Source organism: Legionella nautarum (genome assembly GCF_001467895.1).
Classification (GTDB): Bacteria; Pseudomonadota; Gammaproteobacteria; order Legionellales; family Legionellaceae; genus Tatlockia; species Tatlockia nautarum.
The window spans coordinates 477,013-495,841 of sequence record NZ_LNYO01000013.1; the positions used below are offsets into that span (position 1 = coordinate 477,013).

An 18,829-nucleotide genomic window follows, 5' to 3' on the forward strand; every position below is an offset into this window, starting at 1 on the left:
AATACTAGCATAAGTGATTATAGCGATAAAAATTAGATGCTGTCGCGAATTTGTTTTGATTTGAAGCGATTAATTGCAGCAAATAGTACTGGATTGATAATAATAGAAATGATTGCTGCGGCAAGTATCAGATCTTTCGCTTGTTCAGTTAACATATCTAACTTATACCCAAGTTGCGCAAGAATGAATGAAAATTCTCCAATTTGTGCGAGACTTACGGAGATAGTGAGTGCTGTGAATAAAGGATAGCGAAATAGACGCACGATAATAAAAGCAACAAGTGATTTGCCAAGAACGATTATTAATACACTGATGAGTACCAATAATGGCTGGGAAATCAAAATTTCCGGCCGTAAAAGCATCCCAACCGAAATAAAAAACAGTACCGCGAAGGCATCTCGTAAAGGCAAGGTTTCCTCAGCGGCACGATGGCTAAATTTTGATTCCCTTAAAAACATACCCGCAAAAAATGCTCCTAGGGCTAGAGAAACACCGAATAAATTCGCGGCGATAAAGGCAACCACTAGAGCAATAGCAAGTACAGCTAGTCGGAATAATTCATTTGAGCCATTTTTTGCAACAGCAGTAAGGATGAGCGGAAGGTAGCGTCGGCCAAAAAACCACATAATAGTAAAGAAAGTAATTGCCTTAAGTGTCGTTATGCCCACTAGAAAAAAGGGGTTGGCATTTACCGTAGACGTTTGCTGCGTTGCCGTCGTGTCGGCAAGGGAAGGTAGAAAAATAAGAATAACTATAATGGCAAGATCCTCAACAATTAACCAACCAATAGCAATGCGGCCATTTCTTGTCTTAAGTATCTTCCATTCTTCTAAAGCACGAATTAACACCACAGTACTTGCTACAGAAAGGGACAAGCCAAACACGATGCCTGTATTGATGGGCCAGCCTATTCCATAAGCGAAACTGAAGCCTAGCAGAGTCGCGATGATCATTTGAGCGATCGCCCCTGGGATGGCGACTTTTTTAACTGATTGTAAGTCAGCAAGAGAGAAATGAAGTCCAACACCAAACATTAATAGAATAACACCAATCTCAGCTAGTTCAGCAGTGAGGTTATGATCAGCAATATAACCCGGTGTTGAAGGGCCAATAAGGACACCTGCGAAAATATAACCAACAATAGGGGAAATACGTAAACGATGAGCTAGATAGCCAAAGATAAAAGCTAATCCAAACCCAATAACTAAGATAGTAATGAGCGGAGTGTAATGCGTCATACTCCTCCTAATCTAGCATTCAACACGGCCTGACTGCCTCCTCAGCCCGAATGGTTTGCAAGTTATCCAAGGCCCAAATCTATAGGTTCACATCCATTCGGGCTCTGAGGTATCCCCACAAAATTAAATAGACCAGACCGTTTAGTTCTCATCGATCGTTTTGTTTATCCCGTACGCACTGAGGGAGCGCGCAGCGCTGTCGCCAAGTGCCGGGAAAGCCCCCCTTCGAGAGCCTCAGGACATGCCTTCGAAAACCTCAAGCCTTCGAGACGCACGTCATTCGTGCTTCTCAGGCTGAACGGAATAAAATGAATACGAATTCCTTAGATCCTCATTTCATGAGGATATACTTCAGTTTGGACTGTGCCGTCTTGAAGCCTCACCTTAGCCCGCCTGAGTACTGCAAGCCCTCAACCAGCCGAGAAAATTATCTCAATTTGAAGGGATTATAGACTTAGAATTGAGTTTTTGCTTAAAAATGCACCGTAACATCAGGATTTATAAGCTTTTGAGAGTGAAGGTCATTGATGATTAAAGCCTATTATGGTATAAATATCGCGCTTTAAATACACACACGTTTCGTCACATACGGCTGGGTCCCATGAGGGTGCTGTATGGGGGACGTGGAGGCCTAACCCTGGAGAAATAAAATGAATGTTAGTATGCGTGAACTGCTTGAAGCGGGTGCTCATTTTGGGCATAGAACCCGTTTTTGGAACCCTAAAATGGCTGAATATATTTTTGGGGCGAGAAATAAAATTCATATTATCAACTTAGAAAAAACAATGCCTATGCTGAGTGATGTCGTTAATTACGTCGGTCGTTTAGCGTCTAACAAGGCAAAAATCCTATTTGTTGGTACAAAAAGAGCGGCACAAGACAGTATTCGTGAACATGCTAAGCGTTGCGGCATGCCTTATGTCGATCACCGTTGGTTAGGTGGTATGTTGACCAACTACAAAACTGTACGTCAATCTATTTTCCGTTTAAAAGAATTGAAGGAAATGCGCGAGAAGGGTGCCTTTAATTCGATGATCAAGAAAGAAGCGTTAATGCTTACTCGAGAGCTTGAAAAATTAGAGCGCGGATTAGGTGGTATCGAAGACATGGGTGGTTTACCTGATGCCTTGTTTGTTGTCGATGTTGGCTTTGAGCATATTGCTGTCGAAGAAGCTCGTCGATTAAAAATACCTGTTATTGGTGTTGTAGATACAAATAACAGTCCAGATAATATCGATTACGTTATTCCAGGGAATGATGATTCAATGCGCGCTGTCGATATTTATGTACGTTGCGTAGCAGACGCTATACTTGATGCTAAGCGTGGAAACACTGTAGGTGGTGTTGCTTCTGATGCTGAGTTCGTAGAAATTGCCGCTGATAAAGAATCAGAAAAAGCGGGTGAATAATATTTTTAAAGGGGTAGGCATCATTGCAATTTGATAATGGACCTACCCTTTTTGCTATGTGGAGGATTCAATTATGTCAATTAGTGCTTCGTTAGTTATGCAACTTAGAGAACGTACTGGCGCTGGTATGATGGAATGCAAGAAATTCCTAATCGCTACGAATGGTGATATTGAGCAAGCGATTTTAGAAATGCGTAAAGCAGGACAAGCTAAAGCCGATAAGAAAGCTGATCGCGTTGCTGCTGAAGGTGTTGTAGTACTCGCCCGTTCTGCTGATGGTCGTTCTGCAGTAATGCTCGAAATCAACAGCGAAACTGATTTCGTCGCACGTGATGAGAATTTCACTGATTTTGCTGGCAAAGCAGTCGAAACAGCACTGCAAAGTTCTGTGGCCGATGTTAACGCCTTAGCAAACGAAACCTTAGTGGGTGCTAACATCACTGTTGAGCAAGCAAGACAAGAATTGATTGCTAAAATCGGTGAAAACATTAAGTTACGTCGCATGGTTCGTATAAGTTGCGATGGGGTCGTTGGTTCTTACTTGCATGGTGCGCGAATCGGTGTAATGGTTGCGTTAAAGAATGGTGATGAAGCCTTGGCTAAGGATATTGCTATGCATATCGCTGCTAGCCGTCCTATGGTCATAAACAACGACCAAGTTCCCGCTGAAGCGATTGAAAATGAGCGTGATATTTTCACTGCCCAAGCTCGTGAAAGCGGTAAGCCTCAAGAAATTATTGATAAAATGATTGAGGGCCGTATTAACAAGTTCCTTGATGAAGTTAGCTTGATGGGACAGCCTTTTGTTAAAGATCCTAATAAGAAAGTTAGCCAATTATTAAAAGAAAAAAATGCTGAAGTTGTTTCTTTCATTCGCTTTGAGGTTGGTGAAGGTATTGAGAAAAAAGAAGATAACTTCGTAGAAGAAGTAATGGCTCAGGTTCGTGATCAATGATGGACGAGAATCATCCAAAGCTAAAGTACAAACGCATTTTATTAAAATGCAGTGGTGAAGCGTTGATGGGTCAATCTCAATTTGGGATTGATCCATCTGTTCTCGACCGAATCGCCAAAGATGTTGCAGAACTTATCCGTATGGAAGTAGAGGTCGGTTTAGTTATTGGTGGTGGCAATTTATTCCGCGGAAAAGCTTTATCTGAAGCGGGTCTCGGGAGGGTAACTGGCGATCATATGGGTATGTTGGCTACGGTGATGAATGCTTTAGCCATGCGGGATGCTTTAGAGCGAATTGATTTACCATCTCGAATCATGTCTGCGATTCCTATTTTAGGAATTGTTGATCCTTATCATCGCCGTAAAGCCATAACTCATTTACGTAATGGACATGTCGTTATTTTTGCTGCGGGTACAGGGAATCCTTTCTTTACTACCGATACGGCTGCCTGTTTACGTGCGATTGAAGTAGGTGCGGATGTAGTTTTAAAAGCCACTAAAGTGGATGGAATTTATTCAGATGATCCGGTCAAGAATGCTAACGCGACACGTTATGATTTTTTAACTTATCAGCAGGTACTGCAGGATGGGTTGGAAGTAATGGATGCTACGGCTATCTGCTTATGTCGAGACCAGGGCATGCCTTTACAAGTATTTGACCTAGCCGCACCAGAAGCCCTAAAGAAAATTGTTTTGGGTGAAAGGGTTGGAACCATAGTAGGAGCAAACCATGATCAATGATATTAAGCAAGATGCTGAAAAGCGGATGAAAAAGGCAGTTGAAAGTCTACGTAATGATTTAACTAAAGTCCGCACAGGACGAGCAAACGTCGGTCTTTTAGATCATGTTATCGTGGATTATTACGGTAACCCAACACCAATCAATCAGGTCGCTAACATTACCAGCAGTGATGCACGTACTTTATTAGTAACACCTTGGGAAAAAGCGATGGTGGCTGCTATTGAGAAAGCCATTTTGACTTCTGATCTGGGTTTAAACCCTGCAACCTCAGGCAATGCAATTCGTGTCCCCATGCCGCCCTTAACTGAGGAGCGCCGAAAAGAATTAATTAAGGTAGTTCGAGGTGAAGGGGAGCAGTCTCGTGTTGCTATTCGCAATATTCGTCGTGATGCGAACTCTCATTTAAAAGATTTGGTTAAAGATAAATCGATTTCCGAAGATGATGAACGTCGTGCGACTGAAGTGATTCAGAAAATTACTGATAAATACATCGCTGATGTAGATGTTGCGCTTCAAGAGAAAGAAAAGGATTTGATGGAAATTTGATAAATAACTCTTTAAAAAAACGCATTCTAGGATGCGTTTTTTTTTTGCTAATAGAAATTTTGATCTAAGTCACTCCTCTCCTTCGTTAGGCCTCAATTAGCAGCTGATGGACATCCATTGGGAGCATTGAATCAAATCAAAATTGCGAAAAAGGATTGTATTGATGATCAGATTATCCTGTTTGGCATGTTGGTAATTCAATAGTAGTACTTATTAATAAAAAAGGGGAAATTTCATTACACAGTAGTGAAAAAGCTAAAAGTGGAGATTTCAACTCGCCCCGTAGCCTGGTTGCTTGCAACTGTCTCTTGATTACATTTTTGCCTACGGCCCGCGGCTTGTCCAACGGTGTTGAAAATTTTAGCCCTCCTGCCTATGTACCTACGTACCGTGGCTTGTCCATCGTATCCAAGCGATCTCTTCCGATGTTCAGATCTCTGGATCCCACGAACAAGCTTCGGGTCGTAGGCGGAAGGGAGCAGAGCCATTAGGCCAAGACCCAACCTAGGCGTCAACTCGCAAATTTCCTGTAAAACAGTTAGCGAATTTTAGCGACATGACCCCATTTATTGTTCCAAGTTAGCTGTTTCAATTGCTTATGTTTTTTAAGAAACTCTAAAAAAGGAGTAATTGAATCGCTATTTTGCGCAAGGATTATCATATTGGGAGAATCTAAAACAGGTAGGGCGAGGGTTGAAAGTCGAAACTGTTTTTGGATGAGTTGGAAAATAGGCCATTGCTCATGTCTGTTGGCTAGGTTTACCGCAAGAATACCATCGGGTTTTAATAGTCGTTTGCATTGAGCAAAAAAAGCTTCGTTATTGCAATCGGCAGGAAAGACATTCGCATCAAATAAATCAACTAAAAGATGCTGAAATTGATGAGTACATTGATGCACGAAAGAGTTTGCATCTTGATGCACAATACTAAGGTTGTCTAACTGATTTATCATAAAAAAACGAGAGGCGATGTCTATCACCTCATCATTATTTTCTACAATTAGAAGTTTATCGGGACTAAGCAAGGGGGAAAGTGCATGCGCTGCACCGCCTCCTCCAAGGCCAAGCATGCAACATTGGGCTGGCTGCAATCGCACCGCAAAAATCAGAGTCTTTATATAACTTAATCCGGGTCGATGAGGGAAATAACGATTAATTAAGGTTTGTATAGCTCTACTTTCAAATTGCAGCCAACGAAAGAGGGGATTTTGGAAAACGCGTATGCCGGTAGGTGATTGATAAATGCAGTGTCTAGCAAAAGTTTTCCACATAAATTAGCCATTGATTTCGCATTGAAAGGGATAAATCGCACCTAGCTTAAGCACTTTACTGAGCTCATCTAAGGCAGATAAGCATTCATCAATTAAATTAGGATCAGCCAAATCAGCGGCATTCAATTGACTACGATAGTGGCGCATGACCCAAGTTTCTAAGCGATCCAATAATAAATCCGTCACCAAAATGTTTTGATGCATTGCCATTAACTCTTCTTCCGTTAAAGCTATTCTTAACCGAAGGCAGGCAGGACCACCGCCATTTCGCATGCTTTGTTTGAGATCAAGATAATGCACGCAGGAGATAGGATTGTCCTGGTTCTCAATGATTTCATCAAGCAAGTTTTTGACTTTAGAGTTAGTTTGGCACTCCACCGGCGCAATAAAGGCCATTTTTTGAGGTTCCTTGGGTAGGGTAATGACCTGAGAGTTAAACAAATAAGTTGCCACTGCTTCTGTCAAATTAATCCGCTGACTATCAACGCTAATCACTTGCACAGGAAAATCTGCTTTGAGTTGGATTTCTTTAAGCACGTCGGCTTGGAGAACAAAGGCTTCCTCATGGAGGAATAAAAGAGATTCATTGGCAACAGCAATGACATCATTATGAAAAACTCCTTGGTCGATTGCTTTGGGATTTTGCCGCGCAAAAACAACTTTATCGGGATTTAATCGATGAGCACGGGCGATTGCTTGTGAAGCTTCTAAGGTTTGGCGAGCGGGATATTTAAACGGGCCTTCAATCGCCGAAGTTTTTAAGCTTTCTTTGCCATAAACGAATAGATGAATTCCTGGCGTATTGTGAGAGCGGCATAAACGACTATGATTAGCCGCTCCTTCATCACTGGTTGTAAAACTTCTGGGAAGAGGCTGATGATGGCTAAAAAATTTCTCGTTGTTGAATATTTTTTTCAGCAATGTATAAGAGAAATCAGCTTCTTGATGACGATGTAGATTGGAAATAAGATTAGCTGCAGTAAAATGCAGCCGATGATCTACGGTATCTAAACTAGGAGAAACGGTGGCCGCATTAGCGGTCCACATCGCAGAAGCGGAATAACAAGCCGCTAGAAGCTCAGGGGCTGTACGATAAGCTTTTTCAACCTGTTGTGTTGGTGAGCCGGTAAAACCCAATTGATAGAGTAACTCTAAGTTAGGGCGCTGCTGAGGGGGTAATAAACCTTGTTTTAGTCCCATGCGGTGCAGTAAGCGCATTTTAGCAATCCCTTGTAAGGCTGCTGCCTGCGGATTTGAAGCGCTGAGCGCATTACACGCGGAGGCAAGATTGCCTGCCGACAAGCCGGCATAATTGTGATTAGGGCCGACTAGACCATCTAGATTTAACTCATAAACCTGCATTATTATTCCAAGTGTATGCCAGGCAATAATTCTTCTGGCGTCGATAATTGAGCTTGTTCCAAGCTGGCAATAGGATAGGAACAATAATCCGCCGCAAAATAGGCACTAGGGCGGTGATTTCCGCTACAGCCCACTCCGCCAAAAGGTAGATTACTGACTGCTCCGGTGGTTGGCCTGTTCCAATTAATTAAACCGGCACGGATATGCTTATAGAATTGTTGATAGCGCTCTGGGCTATCGGACAATAAGCCGGCCGATAAACCATAGCGTGTTTGATTCGCTAGGGCGATCGCGTCATCAAAATCATTGTAGCGATAGATTTGCACAAAGGGAGCAAAGATTTCTTCATCTGGAGCTTTGGATGCCTCGGTCATGTCGATAATCCCCGGAGTCAGGAAGCCCGTATTTTCTGCCAATGATGTCATCATTAATAGCGATTTACCTCCTAGGTGAATAAGTTTTTGCTGAGCCTGCAGATGTGCTTTTGCATGTTCAAAGTTAATAACTGGCCCCATAAACGGCTCTGGTTGGTCATTAAATTTGCCCACGCGCAGTGCTTGGCAACTTTTAATAAACTGTTTTAAAAATCGCTCCCCCTTGGGGGTGTTGGGCACAAAAAGCCGCCTGGCACAACTGCAACGCTGTCCTGCAGTTATCATGGATGAGAGTATGCTGTGGTAAACGGCGGCATTGAGGTTTTTAACTTCATCAATAATGAGTGGATTATTCCCTCCCATTTCCAACGCGAGGATCACCTCGGGTTTAGCACTAAAATGTTGATGAATTTGCTGACCTGTTTTATAACTTCCTGTGAAATAAACGGCTTGTACATCGGAAGCTAAGAGTGCTTTTCCGCAAGCGCCATCGCCCTGTACACAATTAAGAACCCCTTTAGGAAGGCCACTTTCATGCCAGCATTGCATAATAAATTGCGCGACAGCGGGAGCAAGTTCACTAGGTTTGTAAATGACCGTGTTACCCGCTAAAAGGGCGGGCACAATATGCCCATTACTGAGGTGAGCAGGAAAATTAAAAGCGCCAAGTACTGCTGCAACGCCATGGGGCTTGTAACGTAAACAGGCGTTGACTTCTTGAAGGTTAGCTTGCTTTTCTGCATTCCGCTCTTGATAGGCTTGGATTGATAAAGTCACTTTACTAATGACAGCACTCACTTCGGTCTGGGCTTCCCATAAAGGTTTGCCTGTTTCTAGGGCGATGAGAAAGGCTAACTCTTTGCGTCTCGCTTCGACTTCTTGTGCAAAATGTTGCAAGTATTGAGTACGCGCTTCGAGCTTAAGCGAAGACCAGTAAGGAAGGGCTAAATGAGCAGCCTCGCGGGCTAAGGCTACTTCTTCGCTGGTTGCATTGCGGCCTCGCCATAGAATAGAACTATCCGCGGGATTTTTAGAAATAAAATTTTCACCTTGACCGTTAATCCACTGGCCATCGATATAATGATCCGCTGTTTTGCTCGGTTGTTGAGGAATGTTCATGTTTTACTCACTTGGTCGCTGATGTTCGAGATGCTCAACTTGTAGAGGGGCTACTCGTAAGCAATCGCCTGGCTTAACCTCTAAAAGCTGTGCGGTTTTTTTAGAGATAATACAAGAGCCTTGCAACTCATTAAAAATGACTTGACTGATAGTGGCACGGTAATTGAGTTGAGTATTCGCAAGCAAATATCGTTTGGAGCTCACCTCGTCACTGATATTCTTGATGGTCATAATGCGACTTGCCGAGATTGTTTTTATTTGTGAACGCTGAGCTTCGATGGTAGGTCCGGCATCAAAAATATCAACGTAGCCATTATGACGAAACCCTTCATGGAGTAAGATGTTCATTGCCGGTGCAGTGGATTGATGGGGTTTAGCAATCACAGCTTGCGCAGAAGGATCTAGCAATTTTATATAAAGAGAATTCCTTGGCATTAAATCAGCAATGAATTGTTTATTAGTAGAAATGGTTAAACGATCCGCGTCAGGAAAAGGCATGTGAAAAAAATGTCGCCCCACATTGTCCCAAAATGGAGAATGGCCCGAATCATCAGATACACCGCGCATTTCTGCTATGACTGTTGAGGCAAAACGTGTTGGATAATTTGCCATGAATAAAAAACGAGCACGTGATAACAGCAATCCATTATGGCAGTGGCGGAAGTTAGGTTCTAAAAAGAGGGTACAGATTTCACTGACACCTTGATAATCGTTTACTAGCGTTAGGATTTCATAATCGCTACGAATATTGAGCGCGTGAGAGATGCGGGTGCGTTTTGAGAGTTTATAAGAATAAAAGGGCACTTCATAACCTATTGCCGATTCAATGGCAGAGGTACCAACCACTTTGTTTGATTCGGGCTCTTCTAAAACAAATAAGTAGTATTCATGGACTGGCGAATTCACAACTTTCTTAAACGATTTGCAAGCCCAGTCAAGGCGAGCAGCTAGTAATTCTTTGTCTTTAGGTAGGGTTGTCATCCCAATACCGCAGTGCTCGGCTAAATGAAAAATAGCATCTAAATCCGACTTTCGAGCGCTGCGTAGGAGCATCATTTTTTGAGATCCTCAAGACCACCAGCGGCTAAATCCATAAGTAAAAGTGCAGTGAGTGCTGAGCGCTCGACTAGACTATCTAGCAAAATAAACTCATTTGCACTGTGGATATGACCGCCACGAACGCCCAGAGTATCAAGGACAGGGAGACCATGACGGGCTAGATTATTGCCATCACAACAGCCGCCACTATCTTGCCAATCAATGGAGAGTCCTAAGACCTGTCCTAACTTTTGAATGCGTGAGAATAAGCGTTCGGTAGCCGGGCAAACCCGTTTAACAGGTCGGCCGAAATGACCATGAATAGTTAAAGTATAACCTTCGCGTTTCATACTATTGAGGATTTTATTAAGTTGTTCCCTCACCCAATGTTCATCTTCAGTTTTAGAGACGCGCACATCTATTTTGACCACCGCTTTATCAGGAACCATATTGATGGCGTCACCGCCTGCAATTTTACCTACGTTGATTGTAATACCCTGGCTATGGCTGTACTGATTGAGTGCATGAATTGCGGTAATGACTTCGGCTAAATAGCAGATTGCATTGCGGCCTTCGCTGAAATCTCGTCCTACATGCGCCGATTTGCCTGTTGCTACCAGGGTAAATTTGCCGCTGCCGCGCCGATTTTTAGCTAAGATACCACTGGCAGTCATTGCAGGCTCATAAACCAAAGCCGCTTGGTAAAGATTCGCAAATTCGTCAAAAAGCGAACTAGATGCTAGAGAGCCAATTTCCTCATCAGCATTGATTAATACATCCCAGCCAAGGTTTTTTACCTGTTGGGTTTCTTCAAAAGCGGAGAGCGCATGCAGTATAACGAGCAAGCCACCTTTCATATCCGCAACACCGGGTCCATTAATCTGATTATCATTAATATAAGTCAGAGTTTGAAAAGGGTGATTAACGCCATAAACAGTATCCATATGGCCAGAGAGTAGAATACGTCGCTTCAACTCAGGACGTTTGCGAATAAAAAGCGCATCGCCACATTGTTGTATACTGATTTCACCTGCCATATTCATCGTGGTGATGGAGGGAAGTTGCAGTGTTTCAACCTGATCAGCAAGAGGGGTGAATACCTCTTTTAAATGTTGGTGCATTAGGGCTAGGCCCAGTAAATTTTCAGTGCCAGAGTTAATTTCGCAGAATTGGTGTAATTGCTCCACCATGGTTTGTTTACGGGGATTTAAAAAATGCAGAACGTCCTTTGTCATAGCGGATCACTTTTACTCAAAAACTATCTATGACATTAGCGGAAATTAGCGGCATACGCAACTTTGGTTGTTAGATTAGTTCAAGTTGTGATCTCAAGCCGTTAACTTTGAATCGAAAACAGAAAAAATAAATTGATTTAATTGCGCAAGCTGTTGGTGAATTTCTTGTTCGTATTCAGGGGTCGAATGCTCATCGGCATCTTTCAGGAATAACAAGTATTCTGGGTTTTCTTTATTTTTCCTGACAAAATTTTTACGGCCATTAATGCTTGCGAGTTCTTTGAGAAGTTCGGCTCTTCGTTTGTCAAAAATTCTATCGATATTATCATTAACAACTGAAAAAAATTGGTCATAGAGTTCGATATAACTAAAATGGGGATTGTAATTTTTCTGCAGTTTCAAATGGTTTAACTGATAAGCAAGAGAGGGGGCTAGCATATCAAAATTCTCAAATACTGAAGCTGGTATTTTCAGCATGTTTAAATAAGTGTAGCAAGAGTAATTATAGATACCTTTAGTTCTTGGTTTTGCTATTTTATAGGTATTCATCAGCATAATTTAAGCCCGTTGAATAGGTTAAATAAATTATTCTATCGAAGAAGGCTTAAGAAAATATGAAGTTGAATTATAAACGACCAAAAACAAATGTTTTTAACCAACTAGGATGCCTGGCCTTTATCAGTTATGATGCTTAGCTCATTTAGATTTAAGGGAGAGTTTGTGCATCATCTTATTGAGAATACTCATCCAGAATGGCATGAATTACTTAATCAAGCGTTGTTGCATGTGGAACAGGAATATTTGCGGCAATTAAAAAATAGTCAACACTGGCTGCCAGGCTATTCTGCTTTATTTGCTGCATTTAGCCAGCCATTAAGTAAAACGAAATATATCTTACTTGGCGAATCACCTTACCCACGGCCAGAATCCGCCAATGGTTATGCGTTTTGGGATGAAGCTGTTCATGCCTTGTGGAGTAATACTGGACTTAGTAAGCAAGTCAATCGTGCGACTTCTTTGCGCAATATAATAAAAATGCTGCTTATTGCTCGGGGGGATTTACAACAAGATTGTTCCCAACCAGCAATCGCTGCTCTCGATAAATCTCAATATTGGCAGACTTCTGAGCAATTGTTTGGCAACATAATTAATAAAGGGTTTTTACTTTTAAATGCGTCGCTAGTCTATGCTGAAGACAAGGTGCGGTTTCACGCACGCCAATGGCAGCCTTTTATGCATAGTCTACTTTGTCAATTAGCTAAGAGAGAGCAAAAGGTAGAGTTGATTTTATTTGGACGAATTGCAGAACAAATTCCTGAATCTATCTTTTTTCCTTGCTTAATTGCCGAGCACCCTTACAATTTAAGTTTTATTACTAATCCTAAAGTGTTGGAATTTTTCAAACCTTTAGATTTATTGAGTTGCCATGAATAAATCAACAGTAGATCCTCAAGAAGTTGCTAAATTTGCTCAACATGCTAGTCATTGGTGGAATAAAGAAGGCCCTTTAAAAACTTTGCATGATATTAATCCTGCTCGTCTTGAATTTATTAAAAATCACCTTAAGCTTGAACAGAAAACCGTTCTCGATGTGGGTTGTGGCGGAGGTATTTTATGCGAGGGAATGGCAGCAGAAAAAGCGCAAGTCACAGGTTTAGATGTTGAAATGGATGCACTAGAAGCTGCGAAAGCGCATGCAAATCTCAGCAAACTCAGTATCAATTATGTTTGTTCACCTGTGGAAGACTATGAGGCAAATGCTTTTGATGTCCTAACCTGCATGGAAATGCTAGAGCATGTTAATAATCCCCAATTGGTAATTAATCATTGTGCGCGTTTGTTAAAACCAGGCGGCTATCTTTTCTTATCGACAATCAATAGAACTTTAAAAGCCTATGCAACCGCGATTGTTGCAGCAGAATACGTATTGGGAATCTTGCCAAGGCAAACTCATGATTTTGCAAAATTTATTAAACCCAGTGAGTTAGCAGCCATGATCAGAGAAGCGGGGCTTGAATTCAAAGATATCGCAGGGATAGCTTACAATCCTTTAAGCCGTACAGCTAGGCTTAAAGAGTCGGTGGATGTCAATTATTTGCTTGCTTGTTTTAAACCCGTCTCATGCGATTGAGTTGTCATCCTTGCAAAGCCTGATAGCAAAATTGCAAGGATAACAACAGTGTCTGAGAGGTATTACTCTTGATTTTTCTTTTCAACATAACGTTGCTGATAGCGTTGATGAGCGTATTTTGCTTGCTCTTCTGTCACTACATCCACTTCATTACCAAAAAGATCAACACGAGCGGTGTTGGCTTTCTGACAATTTAAATAAGCAGGGGATGAGCTATAGTAACTCAGTGCTTCTCGTAATGCTTTTTTACTAAAAGGTGGGCTATCTAAGCGTTCATAAAAATCAATAATTTCGTCAAATATACCGATCTGTAATGGCTTAACCTGGCTTCCTTTTTTAAAAAAAGCACAAGGAAAATGCTCAATTAACCAATCGATAATTTGGAGCTTATCTTTTTTGACGATTTCACTCTGCTGGGTCATGCTTGTACTCCATAGCAATGAATGTTGTTAAACTACCACAATCAATATGTTTATCAAGGGCTGGTTTACCCTAGTTGGTGACAATTTTGCTACGAATTATATGATTAATTGTTGTATAAACCATAGTATTTATTTTTCAATCTAGCTTTTTTCGATCTTCGTGTCTTAGTTTAGTCCAAGAGATTTCTCAAATTACCTCAAGAAATCAGTAGTTATAGCTTGGTAATTATTCTTTTAGAATAACTAACCTATTGAATTATATTGATTAAGCTATTTTATAAGAAAAAGACATTTCGTCTTAACCGTGACATACTGTCTTGCAAAGCAGCACTCTAGTTGCTAAATTTTAGACATGGCTTCAAGGGATTTGAGGCTTTTTAAAAGGATTTTTAATCATAGGGATATGATAGTCAAGGATGATGTCGGAACAGGATGTTCTGACGGAAGACTGCGAAAAGCCAGGTTTAATACCCTGGCTTTACTTTTTTATAGTATAGCCCAGCGCGAGTCAAAGCAGGGATGACAATAACTTCGTGGAGATGCCTCAGATTTCGAGCACAGAGAAGAAGGTCCCAATATTGCCGAAGATCCTTCGCCATACTTGGATGACTTAGGCTCAGGAAGCCGGGGTGCTGAGATAGTGTTTACGTTGACAATGAGATAGTTTCTCAAGAAGAACAAAGAGGATGCAAATCATCCTCTCTCCGTCAGGATTTATACAGTGGCAAAGCCGGAATGGGATAGGTAATAACTGTCAGGATAATAAGCAAAAACTACAGAGCCGCCTTTTAACGTATTAATCACAGGCTTAGCTAGGGTTTTAGCAATTGAAGGACAGCCCCAACTGCGGCCAGCGCGGCCAGCTTTTTTAATAAAATCAGGCTCTACATACCAGGCACCATGGATAACCACACGTCTGCTGTAAGCGTTGTCATTAAATCCTCGCTCCAGGCCTTGTAAATTTAATGAATAGCCTTTAGAACCTATATAAGTATCGCTGGTAACATAGGTACCGAGACTTGTTGCTTTACTGGAGGGGGCGTTTGAGAAATGAGTAGGAGTGTCCATTCCTGAATTTCTGCCATGAGCAACATAGGTATTGTATAAAAGTCGCTCGCTATTGACATCAAAAACCCACATACGTTGCTTATTAGAAGGCAGGGAATAATCAATAACAGTGAGAACGGGTTTTTTTACAGCCCCTTTGTCGGCTGCTTTTTTATAGGCTGTTAATGCGAGCTTAAGAACTTGTTTGTTAAGCTGTGGCGCTATTTGACTCAGGTGCTGAACATGTTGGTTAACATCAAAGCCCGTTTTAGTGGGAATTGCATTGTGTGAAAGACCTGTCGAAAAAAACGCTGCAGAAAGTATGCTTAATATTGTACTCATAACACTCCTTTTTTCTTGTTAAACGTCGGAAATAAGGTATACATACGGATGGTGATTATATTTACAAGTAACACAAATGTAAAATTACAAGAGAAGTGATTGCCCATTAGGGTGAAATATTATCCAATTCAGAAAGTTAGAAAAAGATAAGCTTATAATCTCAGAATAAATATTACACAAAAAGTTTGTAAAAAAATCTATCTAGTCTTAATTCCACCGATTTAACAGTATTAAAAAAGTGCAATATTAACACAAATAGATCTGTTTTGGCTATAAATTGATCATTTATTCTGCGAGAATAGGCGACATAAGGGCTATAGATTTGGTAAAATACTTACCGGTACATTTCAATTAGAGATGTTCTGAATTATTATCGCCTGATATTTTTTGACCTGTTGGATTGGAGATTACACCATGCTTGAGCGATACTCAGCACAACTTCCGCAAGGTGCTCGCGCACTAATAAATAATGCTTACCGTGTTGATGAACTAACCGTACTTACCGAACTAATAAAAAATGCTGAGTTAGATAGTGAACAGATCAATGCTACTCGCAATCAAGCAACAATTCTCGTTGAACAGGTACGCGCAGAGCGTAAAAAAAGCACGGGTATCGATTCTTTTCTTACCGAGTACTCTTTATCAAGCGATGAAGGGATTGCATTAATGTGTTTGGCAGAAGCGTTGCTGCGCGTACCTGACAATGCAACCATCGATAGTTTAATAAAAGATAAATTGACAACTGCTGATTGGAAATCGCATCGGGGTCAGAGTGATTCTTTTTTTGTGAATGCAACAACCTGGGCTTTAATGTTAACAGGAAAAGTGCTCACGCCAGAAAAAGCAGATTCCATGTTATCAAAAACCTTATTTAAATTGCTCAACCGTAGTGGTGAATCCGTCGTACGTAAGGCAGTAGACAAGGCAATGCGCATCATGAGTAAACAATTCGTGACTGGGCGAACAATTGGCGAAGCTTTATCGCGCGCAAAGAAAAAAGAAGCTATAGGTTACCGTTATTCCTACGATATGCTTGGCGAAGCAGCCCTCACGATGATTGACGCCGACCGTTATTTTGATGCTTATAAAGAAGCAATCAAAGCAATCGGCGCCAGCGTTGATAAAAATATCCATATCTACCAACGTGCTGGTATTTCCATCAAACTTTCTGCTTTGCATCCTCGTTATCAAGAAGCACAGCGTGTGAGAGTTATGGAGGAGTTGCCCCCTAAATTATTGGAGTTGTCTCAATTAGCTAAAGAATATGATATTGCTCTTACTATCGATGCAGAAGAATCCGAACGACTTGAGCTCTCGCTCGATATTATAGAACGCGTATTCAACGATGATAGCTTGCATGGTTGGCAAGGCTTTGGAATGGCAGTGCAATCTTACCAAAAACGAGCATTCTATTTGTTAGATTGGATTGCTGATTTGGCGAGAGGAAAACAGCGCCGTATGATGGTGCGCTTAATTAAAGGAGCCTATTGGGATAGCGAGATTAAAAAAACGCAAATGCAGGGATTTTCTGAATACCCTGTATTTACGAGAAAAGTATTTACCGACGTCTCGTTTCAGGCTTGCGCTAAAAAGCTGCTGACGATGACTGATGCGATTTATCCTCAATTTGCTACCCACAATGCTTATTCTGTGGCAATGATTCTCAATATCGTTGGTAATTATCGCGATTTTGAGTTTCAGTGTTTACACGGTATGGGTAATGAACTTTATGAGCAAATTGTACCTGCGAATCGTTTAGGAATCCCTTGCCGGATTTATGCACCAGTTGGCTCTCATGAAGATTTATTACCTTACTTAGTTCGCCGTTTATTAGAAAATGGCGCGAATTCTTCTTTTGTAAACCGAATTGTCGACGAAAAAGCACCCATCTCTACATTGGTAGAAGATCCGGTAAGCAAAGCGAGTCATTTATTGGGTAAAATCAATCAAAATATTCCTTTACCTGCATCTATTTTTGTCCCAGGGAGAAAAAATTCGAGTGGTATTGATTTTACTGATCGGGAGGTAGTTGCCAAATTACAGCAACGCTATATTGATATGGATCTTTCTCATTGGTTTGCTAAACCACTTTTAGCCGGTGGAAAGCAAGGTGGAGAAGTGGAGCGCTCAGTCTTATCACCACAAAACCCTGAGCGGCCAATAGGTCGGGTGAGTGATTCCACTCAACAGGATATTGATTGGGCTTTATCCCATGCTGAACGCGCTTTCCCAAGCTGGTGTCAAACCCCAGTCATTGAGCGAATAGCTTGTATTGAACGTTTTGCCAATCTTTTAGAAGAAAAGATGCCTGAATTACTGGCGATGGCTTGTTTAGAAGCAGGTAAAACCTGGAGTGATGGTGTTGCAGAAATTCGCGAGGCCGTCGATTTTTGCCGTTATTATGCAATGATGGCAGAAAAATTAATGGCCAAGCCTATGAAACTTCATGGTTATACCGGTGAATTAAATGAACTTAGTTTACATGGTCGTGGAGTCGTTCTCTGTATTAGTCCATGGAATTTTCCTTTAGCTATTTTCACGGGGCAAGTGGCTGCAGCTTTAGTAACAGGGAATTGTGTGATTGCTAAACCTGCTGAGCAAACCTCTTTAATCGCTTGTTTTGCTGTGCAGTTAATGCATCAAGCGGGGATCCCTACAGAGGTGGTGCAATTATTACCTGGAAATGGTGAAACCGTAGGTGCTGCATTGGTCGCTGATCCGCGTATTAAAGCAGTGATCTTTACTGGCTCAACGCAAACGGCTGCTCATATTAACAAAACACTGGCGACTCGCGGAGGAGAAATTATTCCTCTTATCGCGGAAACTGGTGGGCAAAATGCAATGTTAGTTGATTCTTCTGCTTTATTAGAGCAAGTTGCGATTGATACAATTACTTCTGCCTTTGGTAGTGCTGGTCAACGATGCTCTGCTTTACGGGTTTTATTTGTACAAGAAGAAATCTACCCGCGCATGATTCATTTATTAAAAGGGGCAATGGCTGAATTACAAGTCGGAGATCCTCGTTGGCTTTCTACTGATATTGGGCCAGTTATTGATAATGAAGCTTTATCAGGGTTGAAAGCGCATGTAAACGCGATGAAACAAAAATACGAAATTATTTATCAATGTAAACTGTCGGAGGAGTGTGAATCTGGGTATTTCATGCCTCCTACTGCAATTGCGATAGATAATATGGCTGCCCTGGAAAAGGAAGTTTTTGGTCCTGTTCTACATGTTATTAGTTATAAACGTAAAAATCTTGATGACGTTATTGAGCAGATCAATAATACAGGTTATGGTTTGACCTTGGGGATCCACAGCCGAATTAACCATACTGTAGAATATATTAGAAAACGAATTCATGCAGGAAATTGCTATGTAAATCGTAATATGATTGGTGCTGTTGTTGGTTTACAGCCTTTTGGTGGAGAAGGCTTATCGGGCACAGGACCAAAGGCAGGAGGACCCTATTATCTCCTGCGCTTATGTCATGAACGAACTTATACTGTTGATACCACGGCAGCAGGAGGTAACGCGAGTTTAATGTCGTTGCCAGAGGGATATTAGAAGGTTGGGCTTTGGCCCAACAAATTCATTTTT

Annotated in this window: 16 protein-coding genes; 7 read left to right on the forward strand and 9 right to left on the reverse strand. The window is 41.5% G+C overall.

Translation table 11 applies throughout. The features are described 5' to 3' along the window. Positions 1 to 32 precede the first annotated feature (32 nt). Positions 33 to 1,238 carry a cation:proton antiporter domain-containing protein gene (locus Lnau_RS05535; protein WP_058504144.1) on the reverse strand — a complete coding sequence of 402 codons (1,206 nt, stop codon included), beginning with the start codon at positions 1,236 to 1,238 and terminating at the stop codon, positions 33 to 35. A gap of 650 nt (positions 1,239 to 1,888) precedes the next feature. On the opposite strand from Lnau_RS05535, the gene rpsB reads away from it, so the two are divergent. From rpsB to frr, 4 genes are all read left to right on the forward strand, one after another. Continuing rightward, a complete protein-coding gene (gene rpsB / locus Lnau_RS05540; RefSeq protein WP_058504145.1) occupies positions 1,889 to 2,647 on the forward strand; it encodes a 30S ribosomal protein S2 in 759 nt (252 codons plus the stop codon). 70 nt (positions 2,648 to 2,717) lie between these two features. Further along, complete coding sequence (tsf, locus tag Lnau_RS05545) at positions 2,718 to 3,602, forward strand: translation elongation factor Ts (protein ID WP_133134828.1); 885 nt, start codon at positions 2,718 to 2,720, stop codon at positions 3,600 to 3,602. Continuing rightward, entirely contained in the window at positions 3,599 to 4,342 is a 744-nt protein-coding gene (pyrH, locus tag Lnau_RS05550; RefSeq protein ID WP_058504147.1) for a UMP kinase, read from the forward strand. The genes tsf and pyrH overlap by 4 nt, the downstream gene beginning before the upstream one ends. After that, positions 4,332 to 4,889, forward strand: coding sequence for a ribosome recycling factor (gene frr, locus Lnau_RS05555; RefSeq protein WP_058504148.1), 558 nt, complete (start codon positions 4,332 to 4,334; stop codon positions 4,887 to 4,889). Before pyrH ends, frr begins: the two co-directional genes overlap by 11 nt. A gap of 538 nt (positions 4,890 to 5,427) precedes the next feature. Here frr and Lnau_RS05565 read toward each other — a convergent pair. From Lnau_RS05565 to Lnau_RS05590, 6 genes are all read right to left on the reverse strand, one after another. Continuing rightward, positions 5,428 to 6,159 (reverse strand): spermidine synthase, encoded by a 732-nt coding sequence (locus Lnau_RS05565; RefSeq protein ID WP_058504150.1) that lies wholly within the window; start codon positions 6,157 to 6,159, stop codon positions 5,428 to 5,430. Between the two features lie 3 nt (positions 6,160 to 6,162). Then, positions 6,163 to 7,521, reverse strand: a complete 1,359-nt coding sequence (gene astB / locus Lnau_RS05570; RefSeq protein ID WP_058504151.1) for an N-succinylarginine dihydrolase — start codon at positions 7,519 to 7,521, stop codon at positions 6,163 to 6,165. Positions 7,522 to 7,523: 2 nt separating this feature from the next. Then, positions 7,524 to 9,014, reverse strand: coding sequence for a succinylglutamate-semialdehyde dehydrogenase (gene astD / locus Lnau_RS05575; RefSeq protein ID WP_058504152.1), 1,491 nt, complete (start codon positions 9,012 to 9,014; stop codon positions 7,524 to 7,526). 3 nt (positions 9,015 to 9,017) lie between these two features. Further along, positions 9,018 to 10,070, reverse strand: coding sequence for an arginine N-succinyltransferase (locus Lnau_RS05580; protein ID WP_058504153.1), 1,053 nt, complete (start codon positions 10,068 to 10,070; stop codon positions 9,018 to 9,020). Beyond that, complete coding sequence (locus Lnau_RS05585) at positions 10,067 to 11,287, reverse strand: hydrolase (protein WP_083503777.1); 1,221 nt, start codon at positions 11,285 to 11,287, stop codon at positions 10,067 to 10,069. The genes Lnau_RS05580 and Lnau_RS05585 overlap by 4 nt, the downstream gene beginning before the upstream one ends. 93 nt (positions 11,288 to 11,380) lie before the next feature. Then, entirely contained in the window at positions 11,381 to 11,842 is a 462-nt protein-coding gene (locus tag Lnau_RS05590) for a hypothetical protein (RefSeq protein ID WP_058504154.1), read from the reverse strand. Positions 11,843 to 12,007: 165 nt separating this feature from the next. Between Lnau_RS05590 and Lnau_RS05595 the strand changes: the two genes are divergently transcribed. Next, positions 12,008 to 12,721: a uracil-DNA glycosylase family protein gene (locus Lnau_RS05595; RefSeq protein ID WP_238585922.1), complete on the forward strand. Its 714-nt coding sequence runs from the start codon at positions 12,008 to 12,010 to the stop codon at positions 12,719 to 12,721. Then, positions 12,714 to 13,418: a bifunctional 2-polyprenyl-6-hydroxyphenol methylase/3-demethylubiquinol 3-O-methyltransferase UbiG gene (gene ubiG, locus Lnau_RS05600; RefSeq protein WP_058504156.1), complete on the forward strand. Its 705-nt coding sequence runs from the start codon at positions 12,714 to 12,716 to the stop codon at positions 13,416 to 13,418. The genes Lnau_RS05595 and ubiG overlap by 8 nt, the downstream gene beginning before the upstream one ends. Positions 13,419 to 13,480: 62 nt before the next feature. On the opposite strand, the gene Lnau_RS05605 is transcribed toward ubiG, so the two are convergent. Next, positions 13,481 to 13,840 (reverse strand): ProQ/FINO family protein, encoded by a 360-nt coding sequence (locus tag Lnau_RS05605; protein ID WP_058504157.1) that lies wholly within the window; start codon positions 13,838 to 13,840, stop codon positions 13,481 to 13,483. A gap of 714 nt (positions 13,841 to 14,554) precedes the next feature. After that, positions 14,555 to 15,229 (reverse strand): murein L,D-transpeptidase catalytic domain family protein, encoded by a 675-nt coding sequence (locus tag Lnau_RS05610; protein WP_058504158.1) that lies wholly within the window; start codon positions 15,227 to 15,229, stop codon positions 14,555 to 14,557. 414 nt (positions 15,230 to 15,643) lie between these two features. Here Lnau_RS05610 and putA point away from each other — a divergent pair, with 414 nt between their 5' ends. Continuing rightward, positions 15,644 to 18,796, forward strand: coding sequence for a bifunctional proline dehydrogenase/L-glutamate gamma-semialdehyde dehydrogenase PutA (gene putA, locus Lnau_RS05615; protein WP_058504159.1), 3,153 nt, complete (start codon positions 15,644 to 15,646; stop codon positions 18,794 to 18,796). Positions 18,797 to 18,829: the final 33 nt, after the last annotated feature.

Coding starts and splice junctions, on each gene's coding strand:
- Lnau_RS05535 (WP_058504144.1), bottom strand. CDS start 1,238: ATGACGCATTACACTCCGCTCATTACTATCTTAGTTATTGGGTTTGGA.
- rpsB (WP_058504145.1), top strand. CDS start 1,889: ATGAATGTTAGTATGCGTGAACTGCTTGAAGCGGGTGCTCATTTTGGG.
- pyrH (WP_058504147.1), top strand. CDS start 3,599: ATGATGGACGAGAATCATCCAAAGCTAAAGTACAAACGCATTTTATTA.
- frr (WP_058504148.1), top strand. CDS start 4,332: ATGATCAATGATATTAAGCAAGATGCTGAAAAGCGGATGAAAAAGGCA.
- Lnau_RS05565 (WP_058504150.1), bottom strand. CDS start 6,159: ATGTGGAAAACTTTTGCTAGACACTGCATTTATCAATCACCTACCGGC.
- astB (WP_058504151.1), bottom strand. CDS start 7,521: ATGCAGGTTTATGAGTTAAATCTAGATGGTCTAGTCGGCCCTAATCAC.
- astD (WP_058504152.1), bottom strand. CDS start 9,014: ATGAACATTCCTCAACAACCGAGCAAAACAGCGGATCATTATATCGAT.
- Lnau_RS05580 (WP_058504153.1), bottom strand. CDS start 10,070: ATGATGCTCCTACGCAGCGCTCGAAAGTCGGATTTAGATGCTATTTTT.
- Lnau_RS05585 (WP_083503777.1), bottom strand. CDS start 11,287: ATGACAAAGGACGTTCTGCATTTTTTAAATCCCCGTAAACAAACCATG.
- Lnau_RS05590 (WP_058504154.1), bottom strand. CDS start 11,842: ATGCTGATGAATACCTATAAAATAGCAAAACCAAGAACTAAAGGTATC.
- ubiG (WP_058504156.1), top strand. CDS start 12,714: ATGAATAAATCAACAGTAGATCCTCAAGAAGTTGCTAAATTTGCTCAA.
- Lnau_RS05605 (WP_058504157.1), bottom strand. CDS start 13,840: ATGACCCAGCAGAGTGAAATCGTCAAAAAAGATAAGCTCCAAATTATC.
- Lnau_RS05610 (WP_058504158.1), bottom strand. CDS start 15,229: ATGAGTACAATATTAAGCATACTTTCTGCAGCGTTTTTTTCGACAGGT.
- putA (WP_058504159.1), top strand. CDS start 15,644: ATGCTTGAGCGATACTCAGCACAACTTCCGCAAGGTGCTCGCGCACTA.